The following is a 16378-nucleotide window of genomic DNA, read 5'->3' on the forward strand; positions in this document are numbered from 1 at the left end:
AATACAAAACGTGAACGGGAAAAATATTTACATACTTGGCATCTCAGCTTACTATCACGACAGTGCTGCCTGCATTGTGAAAGATGGAATCATTTTGGCCGCAGCACAGGAAGAACGCTTTTCAAGAAAAAAGCATGACCATCGTTTTCCACATCATGCAATAAAATTTTGTTTGGATTATTCAGGTATCAAAGCTGATGAACTTAACCTTGTAGCGTTTTATGATAAGCCATTCTTAAAATTTGAACGGCTGCTTGAAACTTATCTCACTTTTGCTCCGATCGGTATAAAATCTTTCATTAAAGCAATGCCATTATGGATAAAAGAAAAATTGTGGATGAAAGAACTGATCAAAAAAGAATTAGGTTATGAAGGTAAAATTATTTTTCCTGAACATCACGAATCTCATGCAGCATCCGCATTCTTTCCATCACCATTTAATGAAGCTGCAATACTTACAATGGACGGTGTTGGTGAATGGACAACCAGCAGCTATGGAATTGGGCGAGGAAGTTCAATTGAACTTTGGGCTGATATAAAATTTCCTCACTCACTGGGACTTCTATATTCTGCATTTACTTATTACACAGGTTTTAAAGTTAATTCCGGCGAATACAAAGTAATGGGGCTTGCACCATACGGTGAACCAAAGTATAAAAAATTAATTTATGATCATTTAATTAATGTTAAAGATGATGGTTCATTCAGAATGAATATGAAGTATTTTGATTATTGTGCTGGGCTAACGATGACTAACAATAAATTTCATAAACTTTTTGGCGGTCTGCCACGAGTTCCGGAAACCAAGCTCACTCAGAAAGATATGGACCTTGCCCGTTCTCTTCAGGAAGTTACAGAAGAGATAGTTTTGAAGATGGGATATCATGTTCACAAAGAAACGGGAATGAAAAATTTAGTTCTTGCAGGTGGGGTTGCACTTAACTGTGTTGTCAATGGAAAACTTTTGCGTGAAGGTCCTTTTGAAAATATCTGGATTCAACCTGCTGCAGGAGATGCTGGAGGTGCACTTGGTGCTGCTCTTGTTGGATGGCATTGTTATCTCGGAAACCCGCGCGTAACTGATAATAAAACTGATTCTCAGCAAGGTTCATATCTTGGACCGGAATTCAACGAGGATTACATTCAGTCGTTCATCCAATCATTCAATCTTCCCGCAAAAAAAATTCAGGACGATGAACTTATAAAAATAACGTCAAAACTTATTGCAGAGGAAAAAGTTGTGGGCTGGTTTGATGGAAGGATGGAGTTTGGACCACGTGCACTTGGTGCACGTTCAATTCTCGGTGATGCACGCTCTTCGAAAATGCAGGCGTTGATGAATATAAAAATCAAATTCAGAGAAGGATTCAGACCATTTGCACCGTCAGTACTTTATGAAAAAGTTAGTGAATACTTTGAGTTTGAAAAAGAAAGCCCTTACATGCTTCAAGTAGCAGATGTCAAAAAAAACCGAAGAATTAAAATGAAAGATGATGAAGAAAAACTTTGGGGAATTGATAAATTGAATGTTGTTCGTTCAGATATTCCTGCTATTACTCATGTTGATTATTCTGCCAGACTTCAGACAGTTCATAAAGATACTAATCCGCGTTACTATAAATTGATTGAACAGTTTGAAAAAGATACAGGTTGTGCAGTGATAATAAATACTTCGTTCAATGTAAGAGGTGAACCGATTGTTTGCACACCGGAAGACGCGTACAGGTGTTTTATGAGAACGAATATTGATTATCTTGTCCTCGGTAATTATCTGCTTGCAAAAGAAAATCAAAAACCTCTTGAAAAAGATGTTGATTGGAAAAAAGAATTTGCATTGGATTAAATAATGTTCAAAGAAGAATTCGGAAATATTAAAGAAACAAAAAAAGATCTCCGCAAGTTTGGACTTACCGTAGGAAGTGTTATTGCAGTAATCGGAATTGTATTATTCTATTTTGAGAAGTCTTCTGCAGTTTATTTTGCTGTCATTGGCGGAATATTAATTTTCCTAGGCGTTGTATTTCCACGATTGTTAAAACAGCTCAACAAATTCTGGATGGGACTGGCAATTGTTCTCGGATTTATAATGACAAGAATAATATTAACTACTCTGTTTTATCTTGTTATCACTCCCATCGGATTCATTGCGAAAATATTTGGCAAGAAATTTATGATTCTGAAATATGATACATCGGCAGAAACTTACTGGGAAAAGCGTTCAATCATTCAAAAAAAACCAATAGATTACGAAAGACAATTTTGATAATTTATTCCGAACCTGCCTATCGGTAGATAGACTTGTTTCGGAATCTCTAAAAATAACTTAATATAAAGTTCAATCAACGTATTAAGATGCTGAAACAAGTTCAGCATAAATACTTAAAGGTTATTATGAGCAAACTTTCAATACTATCCGAACTCTGGGATTTTCTTAAAGTAAGAAAAAAATGGTGGCTTGCACCTATTCTTATTTTACTTCTGCTTCTGGGTGGATTAATTATTCTGACTCAAGGTTCTGCATTAGCACCTTTCATATATGCGATATTTTAGTTCGCGGTAAAATAATTTATTGTGAAGCTGACTTCTGTCAGTAAGTTTCAATAATGAAAACTGTGAAAGTGAAAAAAAGTAAAATCAAAATAAAGAAAAAAACAAAGCGAATACCTGTTCCTAAAAAACCACCTAAAGTTGAAAAGAATCCCAAATCTTACGATAGAAAGAAAAGCAAACGCATTCTGATAAAGAAACTTAAAGAGGATATTTCCTCTGATGAATAAAGCCACAGTTATTGCGGCATTTTATAACAAGATCGATTACCTGAAACTTGTTCTTGCAGGTTTTGAAAGACAAACTACAAAAGAGTTCGAACTTATAATTGCAGACGATGGTTCAGCAGAAAATGTAGTTCTGGAGATTAACAAGTTGAAGTCACATTATACCTTTCCTATAAAACACACCTGGCAGGAAGATAAAGGATTCAGAAAAAATAAAATTTTGAATAAAGCAATTACTGAATCTGAAACTGATTATTTAATTTTTATTGATGCTGATTGTATTCCTCATCGTGGGTTTGTAGAAGGGCATTTAAGATTTGCTGAAAAATTAACTTCTCTTGCGGGGCGTCGTGTAAATCTTTCACAAAAAATTACAAACCAGCTTACCCAAGAAAATATTCGAAATGGATTTCTGGAGGGTAATTTCATCAAACTTATTTTAGATAGTATGTTTGGTCATTCAATCGATGTTGAAAAAGGTCTTTACTTTTCAAATAAATTCATTCTGAATCACTTTAACAAAAAAAGCAGAGGTTTGCTCGGTTGTAATTTTTCGTTGTTCAAAAATGATGTGATTAAAATAAACGGTTTCGATGAAAGATATGAAGCCCCATCAATTGGAGAAGATTCGGATATTCAGTTCAGACTCGAACTCTCCGGTGTAAAAATTAAATCAATAAATCATGTAGCAGTTCAATATCACCTTTATCATAAATTACTGGAAAGACCGCAGCAGAATCTCACGCTTTTTGAAGAAGTTAAAAAAAACAAATCAGCATTTACTCCTTTCGGGTTGGTAAAGTAATACACTTTCTCAATCTGGCTCACCACGTCGAAGGTAATATGAACAATTACTTACATAATATTTGGAATAAATGTTGTATTAACTTAATTTTGAAGGCAATATGTTAAATCACCCTAAATAAATAAGGTAATATGTTAGACGAATTAGATCTTAAAATTTTAAGAACTCTTCAGCAAAATGGAAGAACCAAACGAAATGAACTCGCTGATCAAGTTCAGCTTTCAGTTCCTTCGGTTAGCGAAAGACTCAAGAAACTTGAAGATAACAAAATTATTGAGGGTTATTATACAAAGGTCAAAAGACAAACTTTCGGTTATGATATTCTTGCATTCATTCTGGTGATGATGGATTCTTCAAAGCATTACAAAGATTTGATCAAGAACGTGGATAAACATCCGAATATTCTTGAATGTCATTCAGTATTGGGGGAAGGCTCTCATCTTTTAAAAGTGCTTGTCAAGAATACTGAGGCACTTGAAAAGCTGCTTAGTGAAATTCAAACCTGGCCCGGTGTTACGGGAACAAAAACCACGTACGTGCTCTCTACAATAAAAGAAACAACAGCAATTAATATTCAATAATAAAATTAAAGGTAGGTTATATGGCAAAATCTCCGGGCGCTATTGATAATGTGCTCAGTTTTATCAAAACAAAAAAAATCAAATTTGTTGATTTAAAATTCATGGACTTTCCAGGACAGTGGCAGCATTTCACTGTTCCTGTAAGTCAGTTTAATGCAGACTCATTTGTTGATGGATACGGCTTCGATGGCTCATCGATTAGAGGATGGAAAGCAATAAACGAAAGTGATATGCTTATTATTCCTGATCCGGATACATTATTCTTTGATCCATTCATCGAATCACCAACTGCAAGTTTAATTTGTGACGTATTCGAACCAGCCACAAAAGAAAAATATTCGCGCTGCCCAAGGAACATTGCACAGAAAGCCGAAGCTCATCTTAAATCAACAGGTATTGCTGATACAGTTTACTATGGTCCTGAAGCAGAGTTTTTCATTTTTGATGATGTGAGATTCGATTCAAAGCCAAATGGAAGTTATTATCACGTTGATTCGATTGAGGGAAGATGGAATACAGGAAGAGAAGAAAATCCAAACCTTGGATACAAACCAAGATATAAAGAAGGTTATTTTCCTGTCCCACCGACAGATGCATTAATGGATTTAAGAAATGCAATGGTTAATAATTTAATTGATTGCGGAATCGATGTAGAAGCTCAGCATCACGAAGTAGCCAGTGGCGGTCAATGCGAAATAGATTTACGTTTCACTCCTCTTGTCAAAGCTGCAGATCAACTTTTAATGTTCAAATACATTGTTAAAAACACGGCAAAGAAATGGAACAAAACTGTAACCTACATGCCCAAACCCATACAGGGAGATAACGGAAGCGGAATGCATGTTCATACCAGCTTATGGAAAAAAGGAAAACCATTATTCGCTGGTCCCGGTTATGCTGGATTAAGTGATGATGCACTTTATTTCATCGGAGGATTATTAAAACATGCGGCTTCACTTTGTGCTTTTGCTAATCCAACAACTAATTCATACAAAAGATTAGTCCCTGGATTTGAAGCTCCGGTTAATCTTGCCTATTCACAGAGAAACAGGAGTGCTGCTGTAAGGATTCCAATGTATTCAACAAATCCGAAATCAAAACGGGTTGAATTCCGTTGTCCTGATCCTTCAGCAAATCCTTATCTTGCTTTTTCTGCAATGCTGATGGCAGGTTTGGATGGAATAATTAATAGAATTGATCCCGGTGAACCTTTGGATAAAGATATTTACGATATGCCACCTGAAGAATTAAAAAATGTTCCATCAACGCCGGGAAGTTTGAATGAAGCAATCAAATCTTTAGCAAATGATCATGAATATTTATTAAAAGGAGATGTGTTTACAGAAGATGTGATTGAAACATGGATAAAGTATAAAATTGAAAAAGAAATAAAACCGATGGCATTGCAGCCTCATCCATTTGAGTTTGGAATGTATTACGACGTTTAGTCTTTCGATTGTCATTGCGAATCCCACCTTAGTGAGATGAAGCAATCTCCCTTTTTAACCGCAATTCTTAATAAAAAGATTGCGGTTTTTTTATAGAGTATAACTATGTTTTAATAAATACTTCTCTTTTATGGAAGGTTAAGTCAAAATATTTTAGTCCATTGTTGATTTAAACGAGAAAATATTCTATGTTTAAATAATCATCAACAAAACAGGAGTTACTATGAAAATCTTTCTTACTTATTTACTCTTCTTATTATTTTCTTTTTCTATAGCAGCTCAAGAGGCTGTTATTTACCATGTAGTTCCTCCGGATTATACAAACACACCGGGGAATGCTGGATTTCTTAGTCAATTTTCAACCTCGGCAAGAACCTATCAGTTATTGATGCATGAGAGTGTACTTGCCCCAATACTTAATAAACAGATTTATGCGGTGAGTTGGAGACTCCCGGCCTCTGCATCAGCTAACTGGCCTGCTGCAGATGTTACTTTTAATAATTATGATTTTTATCTTGGTCAAAGTGTTGACCCAACGAATATGAGTCTAACAGATTTTTCGACGAATTTTGTAGGCTCTAAGAAACTGGTGAGATCTGGCAGCTTAACCGTACTTGCTAATTCATATACATTCGGGAATACTCCAAACAACTGGGGACCGGAAATGACTTTCATTGTTGACAGTATGTATGTTTACACAGGTGGAAATCTGTTAATTGAACTTCGTCAAGATGGTTTTACGGGAACATCCAGAAGCCTGGATGCTTTAGGTACCTCGACAACCGGGTATGGGACTTTATTCAGAGCTTGCTGGGGTAACGGATATGCAGCAAATTCCGGTTCTCAAGGTAATTTCTCTATACCGCGGATTACAGCAGATGATCCAGTTCCAGTAGAGCTGACATCCTTTGTTGCATTTGTAAGTGGAAGAGATGTAATTCTTCAATGGGTTACGGCAACAGAATTAAATAATTCCGGTTTCCAGATCGAAAGAAGAACTTCGGAAACAGAGTATGAAGCAATTGGATTTATAGCTGGTTCTGGAACTACGACAGAGCAAAGAAGCTATTTGTTCAGTGATGTAAAAGTTCCTGACGGTAATTATTTATATCGACTGAAGCAAATTGATTTTAATGGTCAGTTTAATTTCAGTTATGAGATTGAAGTGGAAGTTAATGCACCGATTGTTTATTCACTTGAACAAAACTATCCAAATCCATTTAATCCATCAACAGTAATTAATTACAGCATAGCAGAAGCAAGCCTGGTTAAGATTGCAGTTTATAATCTTCTCGGTCAGGAAGTTGCGCTGATCGTTAATGAAGTTAAAGAAGCAGGACAGCATAGCATTAACTTCGATGCTTCCGGATTAACAAGTGGTGCTTATTTCTATACGATAGAGACACCATTCTTCAAACAAACAAGAAAAATGCTTCTGGCAAAATAAAATTTCGTTTTTATTTTATATAAGTGATATCGCCGCCTCATTTGTTTGAGGCGGTTTTTTTTTGAATAAATATTTTTCGATTACGTGAACGAACAATTGAAAAGCTATTAAATGTTGTTCTGCGTAACAATTTAACGATTGGATTTTATTAAACCAGAGTCTTGATTATTTTTAATGCAGCTTCAAAAAAAATATTGGGAACAAAATGAATAAACCAATTTTAGTGACAGGAGGTGCAGGATTCATTGGAAGTCATATTGTTGATTTATTTGATAAGAAAAACATTGATTATATGGTTCTGGATAATTTGTCGGCTGGCAGTATTGCAAACATTCCAACTGCAGTATCAAGAAATCAATTCATTGAAGGAGATGTCAAAGATCACGAGTTAATTAAAAAATTAATAAACTCTTCTTCCATGGTAATTCATCTTGCCAGCATTGTGGGAGTAAAAAATGTTTTGGCAAATCCACTTGAAACAATCGAAACAAATATTAATTCACTTAAACAAATCGCTTATCATTGTTCATTAGAAAAAATCCCACTGATTTATTTTTCTACCTCCCTTGTTTATTCTTCAACTGTTGAAAAGAAAGATTTATTTAATGAAGAATTAGAACTGCATGGTCTTGGACTACATCCAGTTTCAATTTATGTAACGACAAAAAAAACCGGAGAATTAATTTGTGAATATTACAGAGAGCGAATGGGATTACAGTATATAATTATAAGACCTTTCAACCTCATTGGTGTTAGGCAAAAAAGTGAATCCGGAATGGTAGTTCCATCCTTTGTAAAATCAGCACTTGAGAGTAATACTATTAATATTTATGGAAACGGTCAACAAAGCAGGACATTCAGCGATGTTAAAACAGCAGTTAAATTATTCTGGGAATTGATAAACAAAAAAAATACTTACAACAAAATTTATAATCTTGCCACAACAGAAAATCCAGTCACAATTCTAGAACTTGCTGAAAAAATCAAAAACTTGCTTAATAACAACATTCAAATAAATTTTATTCCAATCGGTGAAATTTATGGTTCTTCCTACCGGGATGTTGAATTCCGTTTACCTTCATTAGCAAAACTGAAAAAAGTTGTACAGGTTTGGGAAGAGAAGAAACTTGAAGAAATCCTTACTGAAATTATCAATGATGAAAAACTAAAATTAGTTTTGAATATTTCTTAGTTATGAATATTTAAATGTCAGATTCTGATTTAATAATTCTGTTAATTTTTCTTGCTCTACCAATAACATATCTATTGACGAATCTTGTTAAAATCATATCAAATAAAATTGGTTTTGTAAATCATCCAAATCCAATTGTAGAAACTCATAAAATTCCAATCGCTTACGGAGGAGGAATAGCAATTGGTATAACTGCAATAATGTTTTTAATTTTTCAATCAACAAATATATCAGCAGCACTAAAGTATTTATTAATATTATTACCAATAATTGTAGTTGGAATATTAGATGATATCTTCCGGTTCAAATCATTTATAAAATTATTACTTCAGATATTTTCAAGTTTACCCTTTGTTATTTTTTATATTGATGTTCAGTTTTATTTCGCCATTACTGCCTTATTTCTGATTTTAGCTGCTCAGAATTCCTGGAATCTCATAGATATAATGGACGGTCTTCTTGCAGGAATTTCAACTATTGTTTTCATCTCCGCTGCGATCATTCTACAACCGTTCGCAGATTTAAATTTTTACTCAAATCTTTCATTGTTTATTGGTTTAAGTGTACTTGGTTTCAGATTTTTAAATAAATATCCGGCGAAAATATTCTTAGGCGAGACTGGAAGTTTACTTCTCGGAAGCCTGTTTGCATTCACTGTCATAATTACTTTTTTAATTAATCCGATAACTGCAGGTTACGTATTTCTTCTGGGAAGCATTCCGCTGTTTGAACTTGTTTTTTTAATAATAGTTAGAACTAAAAAAGGCATACTTTTTTATAAAGGAAGCCCGGATCACTTTGCATTAAGGCTGCTTGAAAAAGGTTTTGAAGTAAAAAGAATAAACAGGATTGTACTGTCAATCTGTTTTTTTCACTCACTCATAATTGTTTTATCAAATTTTTTCTTGCCATCTGAATATTTTTTCGTTTGCGGAAACATCACTTTATTTTTTGGTATCACAGCTTATAATTATTTAAAATCTTTACCTGTAAGGAAAATGAGGGTTGACAACTAAAACAAAATATCTGATAATAGGTGCTGGTCTGACCGGATTAAGTGCTGCGTATCATTTGTCAGATAATTATTTGTTGGTAGAAAGTTCAGATTTTCCGGGAGGTACAGCAAGCACAGTTAAACTAGAAGGATTTAAGCTGGATAACAGTGTTCATGTTCTTTACTTTCGTGATAATTCAATCAAGAATTGGATAGAAAATATTTTAAAAGTTGATCTTCTAATGAACAAAAGAATTAGTTCTGTCTGGATTAATGGGAAGTACGTACCGTTTCCTCTTCAATATAATCTATCTTATCTTCCCTTAATTGAACGAATACGATGTGCAAATTCTCTGATTCATTCTATGATCCGATGGAAGACAAATAAAGTTCGTCAGAATTTTGAAGAATACTCACAATCAACCTTCGGAAATTATTTGACTCAAGTTTTCGTTCGACCATACAATGAACAATTATTTGGAGTATCATTGTCGGAATTGAATACTGACTGGCTCGGTGATTACTTGCCAAAATCTTCCCGATATAAAATATTATTGAGTGCATTTAGAGTTAATCATTTTGGATATGGAAGAAATTCAATCTTTTATTATCCACGTGAAGGCGGAATATCAACGCTTGCGGAAAACCTGTCCGATAGTTTGAAACTTAAACCCATGTATAATCGTACACTTAAAAAAATTATCCTAAGCAATAACACCGCAGTGTTAAACGATGATTCAGAAATTCAATATGATTTTCTAATTAATACTATTCCACTTGCGGATTTTTTATCAAAGTGTGATTCGTTACCCTTTGAGATTCTTGGAGCTGCTGATTGTTTGAAGAAAAGAAGCACAACACTTCTTCATTTATTGGTAAAAGGGAAAACTAAAAGAAAAGATCACTGGATATACATTGCTGATAGTAAAATTCCTTTTTACAGAATTACATTTCCCGGCAATATCAATTTAGCAAATTGTCCGGAAGGTTATTTCGCACTAACAATAGAATATGGAGGTGAAGTGCTGGACAGAGATTTAGTAATGAAAGAAAGTATTGCTACATTGGAGAGGATAGAAATTCTTGAAAAAAATAATCTAATCATAGAATTTTACTGGAGATTGATTGATTGTGGTTATGTAATATATGATCAACACAGAAAGTCAGTCTTAGAAAAGATTTTTCCATTCTTAGAAAACAACCTGATCTTTTCAATTGGAAGATATGGAGGCTGGGAATATTCCAATATGGAAGATGCGATTCTTCACGGGAAAAATATTGCAGGAAAATTATCAGGTTTGAAGAAGTTGCATTAATGATTAAGAAACAAATAATACTGACGATAGATCTTGAAGATTGGTTTCACTCATTGGATGCCAACTCGACTCACTGGGCAACTTATGAGAGAAGAATTGAATACAGTACAAGTCTTCTTCTGAATCTGCTGGCTGAAAAAAATGCTTCGGCAACATTTTTTGTTTTGGGTGATGTAGCAAAAAATCATCCTGAATTAATAAAGCGGATTAATATTGAGGGACATGAAATTGGTTCCCATGGGTTTAATCATCATTTCATCTACAAACAGACCCGGGACGAGTTCAGGAAGGATCTTAATTACTCAATTAATTATTTGTCAGACCTGACAGGAAAAAACATAATTAGTTATCGGGCGCCTTATTTTTCAATTACAAATAAAAGTCTCTGGGCATTTGATATCTTAAAAGAAGAAGGGATAAAAATTGATTCCAGTATTTTTCCTGTAATCAACCATCGTTATGGAATTCCTGATAATAAAAGACTTCCTTACCTGCTGCCAAACGGAGTCTGGGAATTTCCAATTACGACATATCCTTCAGTTATAGGAAATATTCCATTTTCAGGAGGAGTCTATTTTAGATTTTTACCTTTCGTTGTTTCAAAATTTTTCATTTCAACTTTATTAGGAAGAAATGAATCAGTCTTAACCTATTTTCATCCTTGGGAATTTGATAGTTCTCAACCGATACTAAAGGGAATTCCATGGTTTTTAAAATTTAGACATTACTATAACTTAAAAGATAATTTTCAAAAATTTTCAAAGTTAATTAATGATATAAATGTTATTTCTCTTGCCAGAGGTATTAAAGAGATAATTAATGAAGATCAAAAATCTTAGTTGTGCTGCTTGTAAAAATATTATGGTCGATAAGGGAAAAATTCCAGAGGGAAAATTATTTGTTTGTAAAAATTGTAATTCAAAGAGAATTTATATTGAAGATATTAATCGGTTACAAGATGTTGATTCATATGGAAATGCTTACAGAGAAAAGTTTGACCAGGTAAAAGTATTATCCCAGATGAAACTATTTTATGATAATTTATCCGGGGAAGAAAACGAAAAAGATATATTAGACATTGGTTGCGGGAATGGCGAATTTATAAAAGCGTTGATTCAGAATGGCTATTCAGCATCAGGGTTAGAATGTGATAGTATTGCCATTAAGAATCTATTAAGCGAAGGAGTAGAAATTTATTTTGGAGAGCTAGGTCAAAAATTTGAAATGAATAAAGACTTTACTTTCGTGACGCTCTGGGATTTAATTGAGCATATAAATAATGTTGAAAATGCAATGATACAGTTAAGATCATTAGTTAAAAAAAGTGGAAAACTTTTTATTCTTACACCTGATTCTGATTCGGTATTTGATCTTTTAGCAATGATTGAACGAAGATTAACTCTTAATAAAAGTCAGAGGCTGATGAGCATTTGTTTGAACAGATATCATCTTCATCGTTTTTCAACTAAAGGTTTGAGGGTTCTGCTTGAACGTTTTGGTTTTGTTGTTGATCAGTTTCAAAGAGTACAGGTTTTTTCATTGCAGAAAGATGTCTATATGAATGGTTTTGCACCAGGAATAAAAAGATGGACAAATAATACCGCAATTAATTTATTTTTATCAAGTGCAGCTATGTCTTTGATAAAAACTTTTAATATTACTAATAAAATATTTTTAACAGCGATTAAAACTTAAACTCCTTCCTGAACAATAAAAGTCGATTTGGTCAATACTGTCGTTTGCTTAAAAAAATTGTCGTTTTAACTCATCTCACTACACTCTGTAATTGTAAATTATTAAATATATCTGCTGGTATTGTTATTGCAATTCTTTAATAGCAAATAACTAAGTCGGGATGAAGTTGAATCTTTGGTTGAGGATTCCTTCAGATAAATTATTTCAATAACTAAATTATGGTGGTGGTAAATGGCTTTAGCAACAGTAACTTTCTTCGGGGAAAATATTAGTTCTTACGGAATTCCTAAAACTCTGTATTCATATTTGATAAGTGTTTCTATTAACCAGGCACTTGGCGACAGAGATAAAATCGTGAAGATAGTTCCGATATCTGAAGGCGCACCAAAGCCTATTAGAGAATTACCTTTTATCATAAAGAACTCAGATTGGAAAAAAGCTATATTCGAAGCTTTCAACATTCTTGAAAAGATGGAAGGTTTAAAAGGATTAAAAAATCATAAAAGCATTGTTGAACTTGAAAAGCAGGGAAGTTTAGTAAGCGCTTAAAGTGCCTGAGATCAGCTTAGTTCTATCAAAAAATATTTTGATAATGTACTATTGGACTTTTTGTCCTTTTATCCGGATTGTTTGTGTACGGCTGGAACGAGGGTATCTGCTCTTTAATCCGGTTTTTATCACAACACCTGTTCCCAGAATATTTTCATTAAAACTTACTACATACTGACCGGTCGGAAGATTGTCCATTGGGATTAAAGCTCCCATCAAATACAATCTGAGTTCATCCAGGTTCTGTATTTTGTAAATGTTTTTTGAAATATGCTTCTGCAGAATCTGTGCTGCAAATGAATGAAGTATTATGTTACCACTCTTGTCGATTATTCCGAACTTAGTTCCAACTCTATGGAATATTCCAAGGTTTTCATCTGTCCATTCCGCTGAAGAAAAGTAGATATCGTTTCTGCGGATAAAAAATTTGTAATCAGAAAAAACATTTCTTTCTATTCCGAATTCTAAAGCCAGATTACTGAGTTTTGAATTGAGATTCTTATCATCCTGATAATGCATAGTCATTGTATAATTCTTTTTCACTTTAAACTGTTCAACTGGTTCAGTTTGTCCCGTTTTTCTTAGCTTGATTAGAAAAAATCCATCTGAATCAACCTCCCATGGAAAAATTCTTATAGCCTTCGTTAATCTATTATCAAGTTTTTTATTTTTATACTGTTCTAATCCACTGTGATGTTTGAGTGGAACCGATACCGGTTCAACATCAACCGGATATTTTTCAAGGATCTTGTTAATAATTAATTCGTTTTCTTCAGGAGTGAGTGTGCAAGTTGAATAAACAAGTTCACCGCCAGCTTTTAACATTTTAATAGCCGAAACCAGAAGCTTATTTTGTATTTCAACAAGATGATTTATTCTTTCAACAGACCACCATTTATTAACTTCACTTTTTTTCTGAATGATTCCCAACCCGCTGCAAGGCGCATCAACAAGTATTTTATCGAAATAAGAATCAAAATACTTGCATAATATTTCTCCACGCTGATGAACAACACCGCAATTTAAAAAATTCATTTTATCAAGATTGAATATCAGTGCTTTTATTCTCTCAATTTCAGGTTCATTGACTACCAGCCTGCCTTTGTTCCGCATCATTTCTGCTAATTGAGTTGTCTTTGATCCGGGAGCTGAGCATAAATCAAGTACCAAATCCTTTTCAGATGGGTTGAGAGCAATTGGTGGCAGCATTGATGTTAAAGCCTGCATATAATAAAATCCGAAAGCAATTTCGAGAGTACTGCCGGCAAAATCAAATCCATCAATAATCTTTAATGCATTTGATGGAAAATCCATTGGCTCAGTTTTTATACCATAAACTTCATCAAGTTTTTTAGCCAGTGTAATCCGATCTATTTTACTTTCATTTACTCTGATATATTTGGCTGGATCCTGATCAATAAAACTACTGTAACTTTTGGCTGCATCTTCACCAAACGTTGAATTCAGGTAAGAATATATTTTATCGGAAACCCGGGAGTTAATTGTCATAATCTGGTGAGGTTCAATTTCTTAAAAATTTCGTTTGAGACTGCAGTCAGATTTTTCCCATTGTTTACTTTTCTCTGATACTCGTTCTTAATTTCCAGCAATAAGTTATCAAGATATTTTTCATATTCTTTAACAGCATTTATGACTGCAGACTGATCAGCAGGAATATTGATTAAATTTTTTCTGTTTTGACTTGCATAGACAACATATTTGGCTTCAAATTCATTTTGAAATGTCATTACAAAATCACCGGTAGCTGAAGTTACTTCAAATGATCCGAAAAATTCTTTTCCAAGAGAAAGTACTTTTTCGGGCACATCAATAGAGTTGATTTTTTTAGAAAAAGTAAAATCCTGCGGGAAATTTTTGAGTCCGGAAAGTGAAAGGTCTTTGCTTTTACTAAAGATAAAATCTTTTTCGTTCAACTTTGCGAATGGCTAATTAAAAAGTTTTTTACAATTATCTGCATTTCACCTGAATCACCGTACTTGTCAATTTTAAGAAATGACAGATCACATCCGGCGAGCATAGGAGAAATTTTTCTTTCATCGGGAATATGCAACGCAAGAACCGGAATCTTTCTATGAAAAAGTGCGTAGGCAATTTCAATTCCTGTTTCAAGTTCACTGTTGGAAATTTCCGCGATAACAAGCTTACTGCCATCGATCCATTTAAGATTTCTTTTATAAATCTGAATATCGGTAAGTGGAATTGTTGTGCTGAACTTACTGCTTAATTCTGCCAGAACGGTATGACCAAGACTTTCAGTGAACTCAATTATATTTTTGTGAAGTATTTGATGTGCAAGGTCACCTTGTTTCGTGCCCGTACAATAAACAATCATAATTAACTACTTAGTATCTGTTCATAATACTCCTCATAAAGAGGAACAACTATTGATTTGTCAAATTTACTAACTGCTCTTTGTCTTGAGTTTTCTGCAAAGAGATTATATTTTTTTTCATTGCATAAAAGTTCCAACGCATATTTAGCCATCCTATCAACATCACCAATCTCAGCAATAAAACCCGTTTCGTTGTGTCTGACTAATTCCGGTAAACCTCCAACACTTGAACTGATAACCGGTAAACCACATGACATTGCCTCAAGAGCTGCAAGCCCGAAACTTTCAGATTGTGATGGAATCAGAAAAAGATCCGATGAAGATAAAATTTCTACCAGAGCTTCCTGCTTACCAAGAAACTTAACAGAATCTCCAAGATTAAGCTGTCTTGTCAGTCTTTCACATTCTGATCTGTCAGGACCATCACCAACAAGAATTAATTTCGCAGGAATTTCTTTCTGAACTTTCTCCAATATTCTGATTGTATCGGTTACACGTTTTACCTGTCTGAAGTTTGACGTGTGAATCAGAATTTTTTCTCCTTTAGTTGCTATTGTTTTTCTGAAATCACAAGTGTTTTTCGACTTAAATAAATTTGTATCAACAAAATTTGGAATGACTTCAATATCATTATTAATTTCATAATTTGTTATTGTTTTTTCTTTAAGAAACCGGGAAACAGTTGTAATCCCATCACTCTTTTCGATGCTGAATTTTACCAAAGGCAGAAATGATGGTTCCAGACCGACGAGGGTGATGTCAGTTCCGTGAAGCGTTGTAATTATTTTGATGTCACGATTATTCTTCATCATCTCTTTTGCTAAATATGCACTCGTTGCATGTGGAATAGCATAATGAACATGAAGTAAATCCAGTTTTTCAAATTCTGCTACTTCAACCATCTTGCTTGCGAGCGACAAAGCGTAAAGAGGAAATTCAAATACCGGATAATTGCTTATTTCAACTTCGTGGAAAAAAATATTTTCAATGTACTGAGAAAGTCTGAATGGAAGTGCGTAACTGATGAAATGAACTTCGTGTCCGCGAAGCGCTAAATCTTTCCCGAGTTCAGTTGCAATAACACCGCTTCCGCCATAAGTTGGATAACACGTAATTCCTATTTTCATTCACTTGTTCCGATGGTATAATTAATCATAACTGTTAACAAATATAATCTAAATTTAGTGAAGTTTGAAGTCATGATTATTTCAATTGAAGCAAGTA

General features: G+C 33.9%; 18 protein-coding genes. 14 read left to right on the forward strand and 4 right to left on the reverse strand.

What is annotated here, in order from left to right; genetic code table 11:
• Positions 1–25: 25 nt before the first annotated feature.
• The 14 genes from HND39_08305 to HND39_08370 all read left to right on the forward strand — a co-directional run bounded on the left by HND39_08305 (position 26) and on the right by HND39_08370 (position 12801).
• On the forward strand, positions 26–1843 hold the full coding sequence (locus HND39_08305; GenBank protein ID QKJ97937.1) for a carbamoyltransferase: 1818 nt from the start codon (positions 26–28) through the stop codon (positions 1841–1843).
• A gap of 3 nt (positions 1844–1846) precedes the next feature.
• Positions 1847–2263, forward strand: a complete 417-nt coding sequence (locus HND39_08310; protein QKJ96284.1) for a hypothetical protein — start codon at positions 1847–1849, stop codon at positions 2261–2263.
• A gap of 128 nt (positions 2264–2391) precedes the next feature.
• Entirely contained in the window at positions 2392–2550 is a 159-nt protein-coding gene (locus tag HND39_08315) for a hypothetical protein (protein ID QKJ96285.1), read from the forward strand.
• Between the two features lie 53 nt (positions 2551–2603).
• Positions 2604–2777 carry a hypothetical protein gene (locus tag HND39_08320; protein ID QKJ96286.1) on the forward strand — a complete coding sequence of 58 codons (174 nt, stop codon included), beginning with the start codon at positions 2604–2606 and terminating at the stop codon, positions 2775–2777.
• On the forward strand, positions 2770–3579 hold the full coding sequence (locus HND39_08325) for a glycosyltransferase (protein QKJ96287.1): 810 nt from the start codon (positions 2770–2772) through the stop codon (positions 3577–3579). Before HND39_08320 ends, HND39_08325 begins: the two co-directional genes overlap by 8 nt.
• Positions 3580–3710: 131 nt before the next feature.
• Positions 3711–4160, forward strand: coding sequence for an Lrp/AsnC family transcriptional regulator (locus tag HND39_08330; protein ID QKJ96288.1), 450 nt, complete (start codon positions 3711–3713; stop codon positions 4158–4160).
• A 20-nt stretch (positions 4161–4180) separates the two neighbouring features.
• On the forward strand, positions 4181–5608 hold the full coding sequence (glnA, locus tag HND39_08335; GenBank protein QKJ96289.1) for a type I glutamate--ammonia ligase: 1428 nt from the start codon (positions 4181–4183) through the stop codon (positions 5606–5608).
• A 223-nt stretch (positions 5609–5831) separates the two neighbouring features.
• Positions 5832–7055 carry a T9SS type A sorting domain-containing protein gene (locus HND39_08340; GenBank protein QKJ96290.1) on the forward strand — a complete coding sequence of 408 codons (1224 nt, stop codon included), beginning with the start codon at positions 5832–5834 and terminating at the stop codon, positions 7053–7055.
• A gap of 205 nt (positions 7056–7260) precedes the next feature.
• Positions 7261–8247, forward strand: a complete 987-nt coding sequence (locus HND39_08345; protein QKJ96291.1) for an NAD-dependent epimerase/dehydratase family protein — start codon at positions 7261–7263, stop codon at positions 8245–8247.
• Between the two features lie 14 nt (positions 8248–8261).
• A complete protein-coding gene (locus tag HND39_08350; protein ID QKJ96292.1) occupies positions 8262–9263 on the forward strand; it encodes an undecaprenyl/decaprenyl-phosphate alpha-N-acetylglucosaminyl 1-phosphate transferase in 1002 nt (333 codons plus the stop codon).
• A complete protein-coding gene (locus tag HND39_08355) occupies positions 9253–10557 on the forward strand; it encodes an NAD(P)-binding protein (GenBank protein QKJ96293.1) in 1305 nt (434 codons plus the stop codon). The genes HND39_08350 and HND39_08355 overlap by 11 nt, the downstream gene beginning before the upstream one ends.
• The gene (locus tag HND39_08360) at positions 10557–11396 is read left to right on the forward strand and encodes a DUF3473 domain-containing protein (protein ID QKJ96294.1); all 840 of its coding nucleotides are present in this window, start codon (positions 10557–10559) and stop codon (positions 11394–11396) included. Before HND39_08355 ends, HND39_08360 begins: the two co-directional genes overlap by 1 nt.
• The gene (locus tag HND39_08365) at positions 11377–12252 is read left to right on the forward strand and encodes a class I SAM-dependent methyltransferase (GenBank protein QKJ96295.1); all 876 of its coding nucleotides are present in this window, start codon (positions 11377–11379) and stop codon (positions 12250–12252) included. The genes HND39_08360 and HND39_08365 overlap by 20 nt, the downstream gene beginning before the upstream one ends.
• 231 nt (positions 12253–12483) lie before the next feature.
• Positions 12484–12801 carry a hypothetical protein gene (locus HND39_08370; GenBank protein QKJ96296.1) on the forward strand — a complete coding sequence of 106 codons (318 nt, stop codon included), beginning with the start codon at positions 12484–12486 and terminating at the stop codon, positions 12799–12801.
• A 48-nt stretch (positions 12802–12849) separates the two neighbouring features.
• On the opposite strand, the gene HND39_08375 is transcribed toward HND39_08370, so the two are convergent.
• The 4 genes from HND39_08375 to bshA are packed head-to-tail and all read right to left on the reverse strand — an operon-like array spanning position 12850 to position 16281.
• Entirely contained in the window at positions 12850–14310 is a 1461-nt protein-coding gene (locus HND39_08375) for an RsmB/NOP family class I SAM-dependent RNA methyltransferase (protein ID QKJ96297.1), read from the reverse strand.
• The gene (locus HND39_08380) at positions 14307–14735 is read right to left on the reverse strand and encodes a hypothetical protein (GenBank protein ID QKJ96298.1); all 429 of its coding nucleotides are present in this window, start codon (positions 14733–14735) and stop codon (positions 14307–14309) included. The genes HND39_08375 and HND39_08380 overlap by 4 nt, the downstream gene beginning before the upstream one ends.
• Positions 14732–15154, reverse strand: a complete 423-nt coding sequence (locus tag HND39_08385; protein ID QKJ96299.1) for a hypothetical protein — start codon at positions 15152–15154, stop codon at positions 14732–14734. The genes HND39_08380 and HND39_08385 overlap by 4 nt, the downstream gene beginning before the upstream one ends.
• Positions 15155–15156: 2 nt before the next feature.
• Positions 15157–16281, reverse strand: a complete 1125-nt coding sequence (gene bshA / locus HND39_08390; GenBank protein ID QKJ96300.1) for an N-acetyl-alpha-D-glucosaminyl L-malate synthase BshA — start codon at positions 16279–16281, stop codon at positions 15157–15159.
• Between the last annotated feature and the right edge of the window lie 97 nt (positions 16282–16378).

Source organism: Ignavibacteriota bacterium, from assembly GCA_013285405.1.
Taxonomy (GTDB): domain Bacteria; phylum Bacteroidota; class Ignavibacteria; order Ignavibacteriales; family Ignavibacteriaceae; genus IGN2.

Bases quoted from the DNA above. Each gene is read 5' to 3' on its own strand.
- HND39_08350 (QKJ96292.1), top strand. From the start codon at position 8,262: ATGTCAGATTCTGATTTAATAATTCTGTTAATTTTTCTTGCTCTACCA.
- HND39_08375 (QKJ96297.1), bottom strand. From the start codon at position 14,310: ATGACAATTAACTCCCGGGTTTCCGATAAAATATATTCTTACCTGAAT.
- HND39_08320 (QKJ96286.1), top strand. From the start codon at position 2,604: ATGAAAACTGTGAAAGTGAAAAAAAGTAAAATCAAAATAAAGAAAAAA.
- HND39_08345 (QKJ96291.1), top strand. From the start codon at position 7,261: ATGAATAAACCAATTTTAGTGACAGGAGGTGCAGGATTCATTGGAAGT.
- HND39_08385 (QKJ96299.1), bottom strand. From the start codon at position 15,154: ATGATTGTTTATTGTACGGGCACGAAACAAGGTGACCTTGCACATCAA.
- HND39_08365 (QKJ96295.1), top strand. From the start codon at position 11,377: ATGAAGATCAAAAATCTTAGTTGTGCTGCTTGTAAAAATATTATGGTC.
- HND39_08330 (QKJ96288.1), top strand. From the start codon at position 3,711: ATGTTAGACGAATTAGATCTTAAAATTTTAAGAACTCTTCAGCAAAAT.
- HND39_08325 (QKJ96287.1), top strand. From the start codon at position 2,770: ATGAATAAAGCCACAGTTATTGCGGCATTTTATAACAAGATCGATTAC.
- HND39_08315 (QKJ96285.1), top strand. From the start codon at position 2,392: ATGAGCAAACTTTCAATACTATCCGAACTCTGGGATTTTCTTAAAGTA.
- HND39_08360 (QKJ96294.1), top strand. From the start codon at position 10,557: ATGATTAAGAAACAAATAATACTGACGATAGATCTTGAAGATTGGTTT.
- HND39_08340 (QKJ96290.1), top strand. From the start codon at position 5,832: ATGAAAATCTTTCTTACTTATTTACTCTTCTTATTATTTTCTTTTTCT.
- bshA (QKJ96300.1), bottom strand. From the start codon at position 16,281: ATGAAAATAGGAATTACGTGTTATCCAACTTATGGCGGAAGCGGTGTT.
- glnA (QKJ96289.1), top strand. From the start codon at position 4,181: ATGGCAAAATCTCCGGGCGCTATTGATAATGTGCTCAGTTTTATCAAA.
- HND39_08370 (QKJ96296.1), top strand. From the start codon at position 12,484: ATGGCTTTAGCAACAGTAACTTTCTTCGGGGAAAATATTAGTTCTTAC.
- HND39_08310 (QKJ96284.1), top strand. From the start codon at position 1,847: ATGTTCAAAGAAGAATTCGGAAATATTAAAGAAACAAAAAAAGATCTC.